This is a genomic window from Endozoicomonas sp. ALC020, assembly GCF_049275935.1.
Taxonomy (GTDB): domain Bacteria; phylum Pseudomonadota; class Gammaproteobacteria; order Pseudomonadales; family Endozoicomonadaceae; genus Endozoicomonas_A.
The window spans coordinates 5,506,497-5,520,575 of record NZ_CP184830.1; the positions used below are offsets into that span (position 1 = coordinate 5,506,497).

Sequence of the window (14,079 nt, forward strand, 5' to 3'; positions counted from 1 at the left end):
TTGGAACTATTCAAGATTCAAGACCCTTTTCCTTTGTTTTACGGAACTTTTTTTTTATTCACTGGTCAACAAGCGTAAGTACCTGTAGAGGGTAACTTTCCTTCATCATGGATAAAGCCAAGAGAATAAAACGATGGACAGATTAACTAACACCTCATGTAATCCGGGACCAAGCCAGTCTGGTTATAGTGCTAAAAACGATGGTAATGAGAATTATGGCAATGCCTCATGCAGAACCGTGAGGTCTGTCAGCGGTGAGCCATCTGGAATCAATCAAGCAGATTTCACACCTGACCCTGCAACAAGACAGAAAGAGATCGAAATTTCCTCCAGAGCAGTTGCTTTCGATGTAAATGCTTGTAAAGCGGCTGAACGCAAACCAAAACTGGATTTTACTGATGTCAGTAGTATTGGTCTTATTTACTGGCAAGAAATCTCTAAGGCGGAAGCTCATCCCGGCAAGAAGTTTGAGGTTAGCAATAGACCGGGCGAATGCCGTGATATTTGTGATATTTCAGAAGACTCAATAGTTGGATTAATCCAATATCATAAGTTTATGGCTGAACGTAAAGCTCTTTTAGCTGGGGACATAGTAACATATGCTCCATTATTGCCGTCCGAGTTTGATGAGATTCGCTGTTTTCTGGAGGACAACTTAAATCTAGATCCAAAAGACAATGTTATCATTGATGCAGGCTCAGGGCCTTTTTGTTATCACAGTGCGCTATTTGCCATGGCAGGCTTTACTGTGAGACCTTACGACTATTCACCTGCCAGAAGTCTCTACGATAAAGAAGATCATGGCTTAGCAGAGAAAGCTCTTTCTCCTTTTCTGAAGGTAAATGATAAGGATTTGACGGGCGATGATATTACTCCCTTTTTTTTTGATAAGAACTCAGTATTATTTATGAGTTTCCCTGACTTCCCGGGGCATCCTATTAGCTTTCCTCTGGTAAAAAAATACACTGAATCAGAAGCATTAAATAAAGTGGTTGTTCTCATTATTGTCGAAGATGACGACCAACAGGATCATTTTTTGTCTGTGTCAAAAGAGACAATAGAGTTTCTCAGAGAAAACTATGAATTGCGTGATAAAACTCTTATGCGAGGGACTTTGTTAAGCTGTACGCAGGTGCAAATCTACGTCAGGAAAGGAGTCAATCGAGCAGATTTCACAACAGATCCCGTAACAAGTAAAAACAAGACTACCGCTAAAGATAGAATGCGTGAAGCTTTCATAGAACTAGAAAAACAAAATTTCAGACATGCGGAAGGATTATTCCGAGACATTTTGAACGAAGGCCCGTTCACGCTGAGTGTTAGTGAATGCCAAAATATTATCATAGGGCTTGCAAGCTCGCTGAAAGAACAGACCTATGAAAAAAAGACGCAAGCATGCTCTATGCTGGAAGCGCTAAGGTCGAGAAACCCGCTTAATGAATTTGGAGCTTCGACTATTCCCAACCTTGACCTGACCCTGAGTCTTTGTGAACAGGCAGCTGGACGGTACTGTGTGGCTGAAGCACGGCTGCTGGCTCTGAGAAATAAAGGGCAAGATGCCGACGAGGCAGCACAATGTGAGCCATCTGGCAATTTTGACTTTGACCAGGCTCAGGTAAAAGTGTGGGAGTTGATGCGTAAACATGAATTGGCCGAAAAACTGCAGCTTAACTTGAGTGGCAAGCCTCCGGGCGACAGTGAGAGTAGCCCGAGCCAGCCCACTGATAACGATCCGGCCTGAATAAAGATTGGAGAAAATGGAACTTTTATTTTATTCATTTTATGGAACTTTTGTTTAATTCACTGGTCAATATTTACAAGTACCCATAGAGGGTAATTCAACTTCGCTATTATGGCCACTCTGCAGTTTTATGGCTTTTTTCACAGAGGGTTACCAGCAATTCTTTGAGTGTTGCCCACTTTGGTCATTAACAGAGGCAGTTAAAGATTGGAGAAAATTTAAATGGATATTTCATCGACGCTAAATCGAAGTACAACCGAGCAGAATGAAAGGTTCTGGTTAGTGGGTCTGAGTGACTCGGAGGAGGATTCTGCATCAATAACCAGTACTTTTCACTCACGAAATACCTCTACAACAGAGCCACTTGAAATACAGAGTTTGAAGATTCGGGGATTTTCACAACGAGAAATCAGTGCAGCAGAGAAAACACTTCGAGAGAGAAACATTACCCCCACCTATGAAGCTATATCCCACTTTTTGGATTCGGGCTCGCGCACTGGTCGTTTTCCTCTTTTTGACCAGCTCAGTGAAGCTATTAAACGGACACCAGGCGTTCAGGGTAAAGCCCGGCTGGCCGAGGCACTGACAAAATTTGCAGAGTCAGTCAATAATGATGTAGCCGAGAAACTTGACAAACACTATGCCACCTTGTGGCCCAATAGTGAGGAAATTGCAACCATTGTCGACGGTTGGCCTCCTGAACTCAAAGAGCAAGCTCGATATATTAAAAGAAACTGGCCAGAACTGGTGTTAAAAGGTGACGTGAAGTTTAACTTCGATTCTACGTCGGAGGTTTGCTCCGACCACTATCGAAGCTATAGGGGTGCACCATCACCGTTAGGATATCTGGCATTTTTCCGTCTGGTCAAAGACATCTGGTTCGGTGCTGTGGATAAGAACAATGCATGCACTATGAACAGAGTCTGCCATCTGCTGATTTTCTTTACCAAGGAAATATCTGACAATACCTTCGCATACGAAGACGAAGGAGCCAGTCGAAAAGAACAATTCGAAAAAGTCATTCAACGGGAGCTGAAAAAAGGCATCTCATCGACTTATGATATCGGCGCTTTTGCTTTTATGCTGGTAGCAAACCCATCGTTATGGACTGATCATAAACTTGAAACCTTTCAGTTGATGATTGGCAGGGCCTTTATTGACGAGACCGATAAACTGACTCCCCTGTATTCTCAGTGGCAGGATCCAACCCAGCAAGATAAGGTTTGCAAAGCGGTCGAGGCCGAGATCATCCCTAATATTGCCCTTACCTTACATTACCTTGATGGCATTTATAACTACCTGATGAACTATAGATCAGTGGTCAGCTGGAGAAGTAATGCACTCAGTGAAGAGATTGCTAATGGAGACTATTTCGACAGCACCACTAAACAGTTGGCGCGTCCAATACAACTGGCTGAATGGAAAACGTTACCTCCTATTCCGCAAGTAAAAGAAATACTGTCTCAGTTTTATACTAATCCCAACAATCAGAAACTGTTTTTAGGAACAGAAGAATTCAAAGCATTCCAAAAAGAACAAAGACGACTGAAAGCCAGACAAGGGTTCATTGAGGCCATTAAAACTACGACAAAGCAGATTAAAAAAGAGAAATCTAAACTCATTAAAAAGCAGTTCAAAGAGCAGGGATTTGCAGTAACAAAGGATAATCAGGGCAATATCAGCTACGGAGAAGAATATTATCGAGAGCGCAAACAATACATTAGTCACCTTAAGGAACAAAAACTGGCCATTGAACAACATATTGGCATCCCTATTCCCTTTAAAGTAACGGCTTTGCAGTTGAGCCAGTTGCTTAAGGTATTTGATGAATTACCCATTGCTGAGCAACGGTACTGGAAAATGAGCCGCGCTTATGCTGAGAGCACTGCCATTCCAAAACTATTGGAAGACTTGACACTGACACAGGATTCGGAGCCTTCAGATCTGGCCGATGAGCACGAAAAACTGAGGGAACAACAAAGTAAATTTATTACTTGCCGCTGTTCAACGTGTACTGTTTGCGAAGCAACCCGTTATCTTTGTGAATGTCGAGATGGCTTGAACCGGAGACTTGCCATAAGAGAGAACAAACACAGAGATCACGTCCTGAAACAAAGAATTGCTAAAAGCGTTAAGGATTTTTATGCTAAAAATTTCTGTACAGAAGGCACTCCTGTGTTGGTCGAAGGTAAGCAAATAGCCATTTCCGCAGCACAGAGGCACAACCCAAATTACAGAAAACGCACAAAGTCCCCTGTTGATCCTGATAAAAGCACCCTCCCCCATCCAGCTAAAATGACTGTTTTTGAGCACATGCTCACGGATGGAAGCCAGTGTGAGAAAAAACACCGCTCAGAATTCGTGATTGATAAGGACCAGCGCAAGTTTATAACCGAAGTATTTCGTAAAAAAGTAAACTCTCCCGCAAAAAAACAACGACGTCACCGACATTCAGCACTACCTGCCGGGCAACTGAAATATAATAAAGTGCTCCAACAACTTTATAAACACCATGCTGACAATCCGGCCTCCCGAATAAGCACTACTAAAATCCTTGACTGGTTTGATAAAAACCCGGAACAGGCAGCTGCTGCTGTTAGCTATTTGCAGAAAAAGCCACAAGAGACAAGATCACTGTTTAAACCGGACACTCTGCAGTCTGCAACGCCTAAGTCATTTAAGGCAATTCCATGTCAGGAGGTCTATCACAATATTGAATCATTTAATAAACACCTTCATGACCTGGCAGCTGGAAAGGATAACAACTTCATTCCCCTGGATAAAAGGAAAATGAAGGGGTTATACCTCCATAAGACATTCTGCCTTGCCTGTCGGACTAATTTTGGTCAGAAGCGCGAGCTGCAAGCCCATTTAAAAGAGACGCATCAGGCAAACATGGACAAAACCTTTGAACGTATTCGAGCCATGGGACATGAGGCGACAGAAGAGCCGACTTCCACTGCGGTGATTGACTCTGTTAAAAACAGGGAGCTTCAAACCATTGAGCAAATGCCTTTCGATCAACGATCTGAAGCAATTGCGGCTGTTTTCGAGCACGAAAGTGTATAGATATAGAGATGCGATTTATCCAAATTGCAGGCTTAGATGCCAGAAGGGCATAATGTTCAACAGTAAGCATTATGCCCTTTTGAGAGATCAGCGAACTGAACGAGTTCGCCATTTCCCGGAGATCATCAGCAGGCAGGGTGTCACCAGCAGTGTTAACACAGTGGCAAAGGTCAGCCCCCCTGCTATTGAGGTCGCCAGCTGATTCCACATCTGGGTGGAAGGTGCTCCAATCTCGATAGTATGATCAAACATATTGATGTTCATCGACAATACCATGGGCATCAGGCCCAATACGGTCGTGATGGTTGTCAGCATAACGGGCCTGAGACGCTGAGCGCCAGTTCTGAGAATCGCTTCTCGTACACTGTGCCCTTCTCTTTTAAGACTATTGAAAGTATCGATCAAAACAATATTGTTATTCACGACAATCCCCGCCAGGGCAATAATGCCGATGCCACACATAACGATGCCAAAGCTCTGACCGGTGATCATCAGTCCCAGGAAGACGCCACCGGTGGCCAATATCACGGCTGACATAATTAATGCAGCCTGATAGAAACTGTTGAACTGGGTGACCAGGATCATGGCCATGACAAACAGTGCGACGCTGAATGCTTGCATCAGGAATTGTCCGCTCTCTTTCTGGTCCTCTTCCTCGCCCTTAAAGTCAAAGCTGACACCATCGCCAAAATTGGCCGCTGCTAACGCTTGGGTCAGTAACGGAATTTGTTGTGAAAGCAGCTCTCCAGCAACCAGATCAGCTGAAAGAGTGATGCTTCGTTTACCGTCTATGCGCTTGATATTATCGAGCTTGCCAGTGACTTCTCGCTCTGTAAAGTTACTGATGGGCACCAGTCCGGAAGAAGTCATTAGACGAAGCTGGTCAATACTTTCCAGATGTCGTTCACTTTCAGGGTAACGGATGCGTATATCCACCTCATCGTCGGAATCGTCAGGGCGATAGGACCCCACTGTTAATCCGGATGTCACCATTCTTACCATACTACCGGTTGTTGTAACGTCGGCTCCATATCGGGCAGCTTCAGCACGATCAATACTCAGACGCCACTCGTAACCGGGTGCTGGCCCTGAATCTTCAATATTGGTAAAAGAACCCAGATTCTCGAGCAGGTTTCTTGCTTTAGCTACTGCATTGTATAGAGTGTCAAGATTGTCGGCCCTGACAATCAGCTCCAGCGGCTTGCTGCCGGGAGGACCATCCTTGACACGTTCAACGGCTATGTCCAGCCCTGAGAATGCTGACAATCTTTGTTCAGCATCCCCGGCTATGGCCAGGGTTGTGTCACGGTACTGCCAGTCTTCAAGATTGATTCTTAAGGTCCCTACAACCTGATTATCTCCGGTTCTGGCATAGAGTGTCTCCATGCCAGGCAGATCCAGCAGGCGGGCTTCTATGTTTTCCATCAGGGCATCTTTTTCGTCAACGGAAAGGTTCCCTGAGTTCACTTTTACGGTAATGATAATGGCATCAGTATCTACATCAGGGAAGAATTCAACACCACGGGAAGTCTTGATAAAAAGAGTAAAAATCAGCGCTACCGTGATGCAGGTAAAAAGTAACACCTTGCCAGGGTTGTCTATCGCGCGGGCTAAAACTGAAACATATCGCCCGGTGAATCCGGTGGTCTGATCAAATTCGCCTGACTCAACAGCCTGCATGGATGCTTTTTCTCCAGCCCCCAGTGAGCGGGGTTTGCCAATCATGGCACCCAGCGTCGGGATGAAAATCAGGGCCATGATCAGTGAAGAAGCCAGTGTTGCAATCAGAGTCAGGGGCAAGTACTTCATAAACTCCCCCATCATTCCCGGCCAGAACATCAGTGGAAAGAATGCTGCCAGTGTTGTGGCTGTGGAGGCGGTGATGGGCCAGGCCATTTTGCGAGAGGCTTCGAGATAGGCCTGTTGGCGATGAATCCCCTCCCCCATTCTCCTGTCTGCATATTCTGTGACAACAATAGCGCCATCAACCAGCATACCTACCGCCATAATCAGCGAGAAAAGCACGACCATATTAATGGTCAGACCCATAATCTCCAGAATCAGAATGCCCGACAGGAATGAACCGGGTATTGCGATGCCCACCAGAAAGGCACTGCGAGCCCCCAGGGCACCAATAATAATGATAACAACGAGAATCACTGCAGACAGGACGTTGTTCTGCAAGTCAGTCAGCATCCTTTTTATTTCTTCGGACTGATCACCCACGTAATCCACTTTCAACGTCTCGGGTCCGGCTGCAATACCATGATTGATGATAGTTTTTGCCACTTCAATGGCTTCGATAATGTTCTCACCGGGGCGCTTTTTTATTTCCAGGGCAATACTGTTTTCGCCGTTCAGGCGGGCATAGCCTCCGCCCTCTTTAAACGTACTCAGGACGGTAGCGACATCTGCAAAGGTCACTACCCGGTTCTCTTCTACTTTTACTGGTTGGGAAAGAATATCTGCCGGGGTTTTGTAAACGGCAGGGACTTTAACAGAGTAACTACCCTGGCCGGTATCCATGCTGCCAGCAGCGACCAGCTGATTATTCTGAGAAACCAGGTTAATGACATCGGCAGGCACCAGACCATAACTTTCCAGCTTCATAGGGTCGATAATAACGTCTACGACTTCTTCCCTGTCACCAGCGATATCTACTTCCAGAATCGCCTTGCGGGCTTCCAACTCATCCTTCAGGGCTCGGGCAATCTTTACCATGGTTCTTTCAGGAAGATGGCCCGAGAGAATAGCAGTCATCACAGGGTTTACGCTGGCCATGGTAATTTGTTCAATGACGGGCTCATCGGTTCCATCTGGCAGCTTGCTTTTTGCCAGGTTCACCTTGTCGCGGACATCGGCAAGCGCTTTATCAAGCTCCATACCAGCCTCAAACTCAAGTGTGACAGAGGCATGAGATTGTGAAGCCGTTGCAGAGAGTTCCTTGACGCCTTCAAGTCCCTGGAGCTCTTTTTCCAGAGGCAGAATCAGTAATCTTTCTGAATCTTCCGGTGAAATGCCTTCGTAGCTGACGGAAACATATACGAAGGGAATAGGAATATCAGGCGAAGATTCTCTGGGAATCGTCAGGTAGGAGACCATCCCCGAAATAAGAATCAGAATAAACATCATCAGAACTGTACGACTGCGATCCAGCGACAGGCCAATCAGGCTGCTCATGGTGTATCCCCTGCAAGCTTGTCTCCTTTAGCCGCAAGAGCCTGCTCCAGTTCAACCATCACCCGGTCCCCTTCCCTGACAAAACCCTGTCCTCTGGTGATGAGTCTGGCACTGGCAGGAATACCGCCAAGCCAGATACCGCTGGCTTCAGATTTGACAATATCAACGGCAGTGAAGTGCACCTGATCCTGTTCATCCACCCATTTGATGCCGGGGTTACCGGTCTCATCCAGACTTAATAAGGCCGGTGAAGCCTTGATGGCTTCAACTTGTTCCAGTTGAAGTTCAGCCTCAACACTCAAACCGGCCGGTGTCTCCATAGCTGCATTAGGCAGACTGAGTTCTACCTTAAAGGTTCGGGTGCCCGATTCCGCCAGACGGGCAATGTTGCGAACTTTTGCAGAGACTGTTTCACCGGAAGCAAAACGAATATCCGCGCTATCACCCAGGGTAACTGCAGCAATATGTGACTGGGGAACATCAACGGCAACCACCAGAGGATCAAGATCGAGTATCTCGGCGACGGGTTTCCCTGTTTCAATATAATCACCCTGCTCAACAAACCGGTCATTCAGAATGCCGGTTACCGGAGCACGGATTCGGGTGTTATCGAAATCAATTTCAAGCGTTGCAAGAGCTGATCGCGCTTCGCTCAGGTCCACTTCCAGTCGTGGCAAATCATTCTCAGCAATCAGGTTTTTACTTTTCAGTGACAGTGCTGATTCATAGTCCAGCTCAGCTTTTCGGACTCTGGCTTTGGCAGTGGCAATCTGGGCCGGTAATGCCCCCTCTTTCAAAGTGACGATAGCTTCTCCACTTTTCATGAGCTGCCCTTTCTGGCCGGTTGCGACTAGCACTCTGGCAGAGATTTCTGCACTGATCGTCACGATCCTGTCGGGCTGGGTTTCGCCAAATAAGCTAAGCGTACGATGAATGGATTCAACAGGAAAAACTTTGGCTGAGACTCTGGTCAGTGGTAATTCAGCAACAGGCCTGTTTTTCGCCACAGATGAGGATCTACCGGTATCGGACATGGAAGTCACATCTGCGGTCAGCAGATAGATTCCTAAAAGCCCAGCCATTCCTCCAGCAAGGATCCAGGATCGATTAATGTCAGGCATAGAGTGTTCGCAATGTGTCGTGATGGTTCCTGAGATGTCGTACGACCTTGTACGATTCTTTAAAGGAAACTATATAAAAGCTGACCATTGAGCAGCAAGCAAAGGCTGATATATTTGCACTTCTCTGACCTTTGGCCCTGATTCTTCAGCTTATAACCCTGGAGCTTTTCGGCTATGATGCAGCTGATACCACCTAAGGAAGCCGTTTCAAGGTTATGAAAGTCATTACATTCAATGTCAATGGAATCCGTGTTCGTCTGCATCAACTCAAGGCACTGATCGAAAAGCATCAGCCGGAGGTCATTGGACTGCAGGAGATCAAAGTCACTGATGAAGATTTCCCGGTCGAGGCCATTGAAGCCCTGGGTTATCATGTTGAGTATTTTGGACAGAAAACACACTATGGTGTTGCCTTAATGAGCCGTAAAAAGCCTGTCCGGGTTGAGAAAGGTTTCAAAACCGATGGCCCTGACGCCCAAAGGCGTCTTATCACCGGAGAATACCAGACCGACAGTGGCCAATCCTTTACCGTCATTAATGGTTATTTCCCTCAGGGCGAGAGCCGTGATCACCCTACCAAGTTTCCAGCCAAGCAGGCTTTTTATCAGGATCTGATGAGCACTCTGGAAAAAGAGTATTCACCGGGTCAACCTCTGCTGGTTATGGGCGACTTTAATATCTCCCACACGGATACTGACATTGGTATCGGCCCCGACAATGCAAAGCGCTGGCTAAGGACTGGAAAATGCAGTTTCCTGCCGGAAGAAAGAGAGTGGTTTGATCGTCTTCTGGCCTGGGGCTTGAATGATTGCTTCCGTGTGTGCCCTGAAAAGAACAGCGAAGAACTTTACAGCTGGTTTGACTACCGCAGTCGTGGATTTGATCGTGAGCCCAAACGAGGTCTTCGAATAGATGGTGTTATCGCTACGGACTCTATGATGACGCACTGCAAAGCAACGGGCATTGATTACGATATTCGTGGTCTTGAGAAGCCTTCAGATCATGCTCCTCTCTGGGTAGAATTCGACGTTTGATTGTTATCTGATGCAAAATAGCCTCTTATATCAAGAGGCTAGAGTATTTTTATAATGCTCTTTGAGCCTATTCGATAATCTCAACGGTGTCGCCCAATCGGATAATGCCTTCTGATTCATGGATCAGGTTTTGTCCAAAAATGACGCCCATCTCCGTTCTTCTGTAACCTGACAATGTCAATAGCGGATCTTTTCCTGTCTTGGCGCCTGTTGCCGGATCAACCGTTGTCATGACACATCGACTGCAAGGCTTGGCGACACGGAAAACCACCTCACCTATTTTGATTCTTTTCCAACGATCTTCTGCATAAGCCTCGTTGCCCTGAACGACAATATTGGGTCTGAAACGGTCCATGGTGACCGGAGTATCAAGGCGGCTGTTAAGCTCCTGCAATGAAGCTTCTGTGGTCAGAAGAAAAGGGAAACCATCAGCAAAAGCCGTGCAGTCGCCCTCATTGGCAAAACGAAGATCCACCTGACGATGCACCTGATTTGAGAACTTAACCATTCTGCATGGCAAGCCAAGACATTCCGTGAGCCATCGGGATGCGGCATCGCCCGCATCAAGCGCCTGCATTTCATCTTTCCAAACCACAACAGGCTTTTGCGAGGCTGCAGACGCTTGCTCCGGGTCTTTAATGATGAGATCAGACATGCCCGGTGCAGACAGGTTCAATCCACCTTCGTCTGGAATGGCAGCAATCAATGCCATTTTTGGATAATGGCGCTGGGTCATAAATTTGCCATCGGGCTCGACGACCAGCCAGCGTCGATCATTAATAAATCCCATAGGATCAATAACAGCCTGATCGACTGAAATCTTCTTGAGTGACTTCACCGGGTGAATGGCAAGATGGGACACAGTCAGGGAAGAATGAGTCATTAAAGTCTCACTATGAATTTAAAGATTGAGCGCATAGCCCGATTGCCATGCCCACCTTATTTTGGAGAGAATGTACCAGATTTTTACCTGTAACTTCGAGGTTTTATGAACCCTAATCTGGTGGACATCGGTGTGAACCTCACCGATAAGCAATTTTCAGAGGATCGGGATGAAGTCGTGGCGCGTGCCGTTAAAGCAGGCGTGAATACGATGGTTCTTACAGGAACCTCTGTTGTTGAGTCTCAGCAGGCATTGGAACTGGCCGAAAAGTATTCCGATTACTGCTACTCAACGGCTGGTATTCATCCGCACGATGCAAAAAATGCCACAGAGTCCTGTTACAAAGTCCTGAAAGAGCTGTTTCAGGCACCGCCAGTAGTTGCTGCGGGTGAAATGGGTCTGGACTTTAATCGGGATTTTTCACCCAGACCGATTCAGGAAACCGTTTTTCAGCAACAGTTACAGCTGGCCGTTGAAGCAGGTCTTCCTGCTTTCTGCCATGAACGCGATGCAGCTGAGCGTTTTACAGCCATTGCCAGAGAGTTCAGAGATCATCTTGATGGGCTGGTTGTGCATTGTTTTACAGCCGACAAAAAAGCGCTCTATCAATACCTTGATCTGGATCTGCACATTGGCATAACCGGCTGGGTTTGTGATGAAAGGCGTGGTACGCACCTGCATTCATTACTGAAAGAGATTCCGGCAAATCGCCTGATGATAGAAACTGATGCCCCCTGGCTTCTGCCCAGAAGCATGGACAAAAAACCAAAGAGCAGGAGGAATGAGCCTGCCTTTTTGTCCTGGGTAGTGAAAACCATTGCCGAGCAAACGGGAAAAACCTATGAACAAGTGGCCAGAGAGACATCAGAAACGGCCAGTAGCTTTTTCGGACTGGTGAAGCGGTAACTCTACATTTGCCTTCCCGCGCAGAGTGGTTGGAGTTTTGCGACAACCTCTTCAGGGCGGGTTTCCTTGACCGGATTTCCTTTTTTTAGCCAGGGAAGCGACATCAACTGCACTTGAATATCGCCGATATCTTTCTACAATTCGTTGTACAATGTATAGCAATGTAATACATATTTGACTTATAGAGAGTAAAACATGAAGCAGGAAATGCTCAGTGCCCGTATCGATCACGATACCAAGGCCGCCTTTACTAATATCTGCGAAGCTGTTGGTTTAAGTACTTCTCAGGCTATTAATCTCTTTGCCAAAGCGGTAATCAATCACGGTGGAATCCCCTTTGAACTGCGAGTTCAGAAGCCCAACAAAACCTCGGTGGCTGCAATGAAAGAACTGTATGAAGGCAAAGGTCAAAGCGCCGAATCCGTCAGTGTTTTAATGAATGAGCTGACTGATGGCAAGGTAAATGATGTATAGCCTGGAATATTCCAATCAGTTTAAGAAGGACTTTAAAAAGATCACCAAACTGGCCATTGCAGATATTATTGCCGTAGGTGATGTTATTGGTACTTTACAGCGAGGCCAAACGCTGGATGCCCGCCATATGGATCATGCATTGGTTGGCGACTGGCTCGGCTTCCGGGACTGCCATATCAAACCCGATTTGGTATTGATCTACCGCATCCACGATAGAAAACTGCAATTGGCTCGCATTGGTTCTCACAGTGACTTATTTTAGCAAGTCAGTCATTCCCGTAGCCGGTTTCAATATAATTGATGGGTTACCTCCAGGAACGAGTGGGCTCTATGAATATCAAGGCTTGGGTGCACTAGCTTTTTCAATTTGGATCCAGATGAACAATGACGTCGGCATTGGGAAGGAACGCCATAATGGCATCTTCCGCTGCCTGACCAATATCATGAGCTTCGTGCAAGCTCTGATCACCATCAAGGTCGATGTGCATCTGGATAAAGGGAACCCGACCAGAAATACGGGTTCTCATCTCATGGATGCCAAGAACCCCTTCAATAGCCAGCACAATGCGTTCAATGTCCTGAACCTGCTGCTCTGGCAATGAATGGTCCATAAGCTGTTGAACCGCATGCCATGCCATTTTGCCAACACTGACCAGCATATAAATCGATATCAGGAGAGCAAATCCCGGATCAAGATAGAAGTAACCCTGACTGGCACCATAGAGCGCAATAATAACAGAGGCATTGGTGAGCAGGTCGACCCGGTAATGTGCGGAGTCTGCAGCAATGGCAGCAGATCCGGTTTTCTTCACAACATAGTTTTGTATAGACAGAAGTATGAGAGTCACCACGATCGAGAAAAGCATGACGGTCATGCCCACTGTTTCATTGTCAACGCTGCCTTCCTCTCCTAACAGCTGGTCAGTTGCGCTGAGAAACAAAATAATGGCCGAGCCAGAAATAAAAGCAGATTGAGCCAGAACAGCCAGATACTCAGCTTTGCCATGGCCAAATCGATGCTCTTTATCGGCAGGTTCGAGGGAAATTTTGACTGCCACGAGTGTGATCACCGAGGCAACCACATCCATGACAGAATCCAGCAGTGTTGCCAGAACACTCAGAGAACCGGTCATAAACCAGGCGGCAATTTTAACGAATAAGAGGATGGCGGCAGTTGTGACTGAGGCCATTGAAGCGAGCTTCATTAACTTTTCATGGCTGTCAGAGATTTTTTTAAAGGCTGTAGACATACGATCCATCAATGTTGTGTAAACTGTTTCCCTAGTTTCAGAATACTGAATCTGTAATAAAAATCCTAGGAGCCTGACTAAGAAGCCATCAACTCCGGGATGAATGCTCAGTCAGGTGGTTATAGATCCATTCTCCGAGCTCTTCCATTTCAAACGGCCAGCCTATCTCGTCGCCCTCTTCGGTAGCGATCACCGGGATTCGGACACCATATCGTTCAATCAAATCGTCAGATACGCTGATTTCAACCGCCGACCAACAGAATTGACTATGAAGTTGGGGATGTTGGCCGAGAATTATAAGGAACTCTTCAACATGATCACACAGATGGCAACCAGATGTGGTATAGAAAGATAAGTGCAGCACAAGTTTTCCTGAACAGCGGGAGGCTAAGTCGGATACAATTGTAACCGTTCATTTAGC

11 protein-coding genes are annotated in these 14,079 nt (G+C 46.4%); 6 read left to right on the top strand and 5 right to left on the bottom strand.

Annotated elements, in window-relative coordinates:
- Positions 1-133: 133 nt before the first annotated feature.
- Together ACOJUO_RS20185 and ACOJUO_RS20190 are read left to right on the top strand one after the other, a co-directional pair.
- Positions 134-1,741 carry a hypothetical protein gene (locus tag ACOJUO_RS20185; protein WP_422133720.1) on the top strand — a complete coding sequence of 536 codons (1,608 nt, stop codon included), beginning with the start codon at positions 134-136 and terminating at the stop codon, positions 1,739-1,741.
- A gap of 222 nt (positions 1,742-1,963) precedes the next feature.
- Entirely contained in the window at positions 1,964-4,810 is a 2,847-nt protein-coding gene (locus tag ACOJUO_RS20190; protein ID WP_422137935.1) for a hypothetical protein, read from the top strand.
- 87 nt (positions 4,811-4,897) lie between these two features.
- Here ACOJUO_RS20190 and ACOJUO_RS20195 read toward each other — a convergent pair whose 3' ends face one another.
- On the bottom strand, positions 4,898-7,990 hold the full coding sequence (locus tag ACOJUO_RS20195; protein WP_422137936.1) for an efflux RND transporter permease subunit: 3,093 nt from the start codon (positions 7,988-7,990) through the stop codon (positions 4,898-4,900).
- The gene (locus ACOJUO_RS20200) at positions 7,987-9,111 is read right to left on the bottom strand and encodes an efflux RND transporter periplasmic adaptor subunit (protein WP_422133723.1); all 1,125 of its coding nucleotides are present in this window, start codon (positions 9,109-9,111) and stop codon (positions 7,987-7,989) included. The genes ACOJUO_RS20195 and ACOJUO_RS20200 overlap by 4 nt, the downstream gene beginning before the upstream one ends.
- A gap of 215 nt (positions 9,112-9,326) precedes the next feature.
- Here ACOJUO_RS20200 and xthA point away from each other — a divergent pair, with 215 nt between their 5' ends.
- A complete protein-coding gene (xthA, locus tag ACOJUO_RS20205) occupies positions 9,327-10,145 on the top strand; it encodes an exodeoxyribonuclease III (RefSeq protein ID WP_422137937.1) in 819 nt (272 codons plus the stop codon).
- 67 nt (positions 10,146-10,212) lie between these two features.
- Here the strand turns inward: xthA and ACOJUO_RS20210 are convergent, their stop codons facing one another.
- The gene (locus ACOJUO_RS20210; protein WP_422133725.1) at positions 10,213-11,028 is read right to left on the bottom strand and encodes an MOSC domain-containing protein; all 816 of its coding nucleotides are present in this window, start codon (positions 11,026-11,028) and stop codon (positions 10,213-10,215) included.
- 105 nt (positions 11,029-11,133) lie between these two features.
- On the opposite strand from ACOJUO_RS20210, the gene ACOJUO_RS20215 reads away from it, so the two are divergent.
- The 3 genes from ACOJUO_RS20215 to ACOJUO_RS20225 all read left to right on the top strand — a co-directional run bounded on the left by ACOJUO_RS20215 (position 11,134) and on the right by ACOJUO_RS20225 (position 12,670).
- Positions 11,134-11,934, top strand: a complete 801-nt coding sequence (locus ACOJUO_RS20215) for a TatD family hydrolase (protein WP_422137938.1) — start codon at positions 11,134-11,136, stop codon at positions 11,932-11,934.
- A gap of 195 nt (positions 11,935-12,129) precedes the next feature.
- On the top strand, positions 12,130-12,408 hold the full coding sequence (locus ACOJUO_RS20220) for a type II toxin-antitoxin system RelB/DinJ family antitoxin (protein WP_422133727.1): 279 nt from the start codon (positions 12,130-12,132) through the stop codon (positions 12,406-12,408).
- Positions 12,401-12,670, top strand: coding sequence for a type II toxin-antitoxin system YafQ family toxin (locus ACOJUO_RS20225; RefSeq protein ID WP_422140084.1), 270 nt, complete (start codon positions 12,401-12,403; stop codon positions 12,668-12,670). The genes ACOJUO_RS20220 and ACOJUO_RS20225 overlap by 8 nt, the downstream gene beginning before the upstream one ends.
- 100 nt (positions 12,671-12,770) lie before the next feature.
- On the opposite strand, the gene ACOJUO_RS20230 is transcribed toward ACOJUO_RS20225, so the two are convergent.
- Together ACOJUO_RS20230 and ACOJUO_RS20235 are read right to left on the bottom strand one after the other, a co-directional pair.
- On the bottom strand, positions 12,771-13,658 hold the full coding sequence (locus ACOJUO_RS20230) for a cation diffusion facilitator family transporter (RefSeq protein WP_422137939.1): 888 nt from the start codon (positions 13,656-13,658) through the stop codon (positions 12,771-12,773).
- Positions 13,659-13,746: 88 nt separating this feature from the next.
- A complete protein-coding gene (locus ACOJUO_RS20235; RefSeq protein ID WP_422133730.1) occupies positions 13,747-14,022 on the bottom strand; it encodes a glutaredoxin family protein in 276 nt (91 codons plus the stop codon).
- Positions 14,023-14,079: the final 57 nt, after the last annotated feature.

What these genes read in the sequence shown, in the direction of transcription:
- xthA (WP_422137937.1), top strand. Translation starts at nt 9,327, where the DNA reads ATGAAAGTCATTACATTCAATGTCAATGGAATCCGTGTTCGTCTGCAT.
- ACOJUO_RS20220 (WP_422133727.1), top strand. Translation starts at nt 12,130, where the DNA reads ATGAAGCAGGAAATGCTCAGTGCCCGTATCGATCACGATACCAAGGCC.
- ACOJUO_RS20210 (WP_422133725.1), bottom strand. Translation starts at nt 11,028, where the DNA reads ATGACTCATTCTTCCCTGACTGTGTCCCATCTTGCCATTCACCCGGTG.
- ACOJUO_RS20185 (WP_422133720.1), top strand. Translation starts at nt 134, where the DNA reads ATGGACAGATTAACTAACACCTCATGTAATCCGGGACCAAGCCAGTCT.
- ACOJUO_RS20190 (WP_422137935.1), top strand. Translation starts at nt 1,964, where the DNA reads ATGGATATTTCATCGACGCTAAATCGAAGTACAACCGAGCAGAATGAA.
- ACOJUO_RS20225 (WP_422140084.1), top strand. Translation starts at nt 12,401, where the DNA reads ATGTATAGCCTGGAATATTCCAATCAGTTTAAGAAGGACTTTAAAAAG.
- ACOJUO_RS20200 (WP_422133723.1), bottom strand. Translation starts at nt 9,111, where the DNA reads ATGCCTGACATTAATCGATCCTGGATCCTTGCTGGAGGAATGGCTGGG.
- ACOJUO_RS20215 (WP_422137938.1), top strand. Translation starts at nt 11,134, where the DNA reads ATGAACCCTAATCTGGTGGACATCGGTGTGAACCTCACCGATAAGCAA.
- ACOJUO_RS20230 (WP_422137939.1), bottom strand. Translation starts at nt 13,658, where the DNA reads ATGTCTACAGCCTTTAAAAAAATCTCTGACAGCCATGAAAAGTTAATG.
- ACOJUO_RS20195 (WP_422137936.1), bottom strand. Translation starts at nt 7,990, where the DNA reads ATGAGCAGCCTGATTGGCCTGTCGCTGGATCGCAGTCGTACAGTTCTG.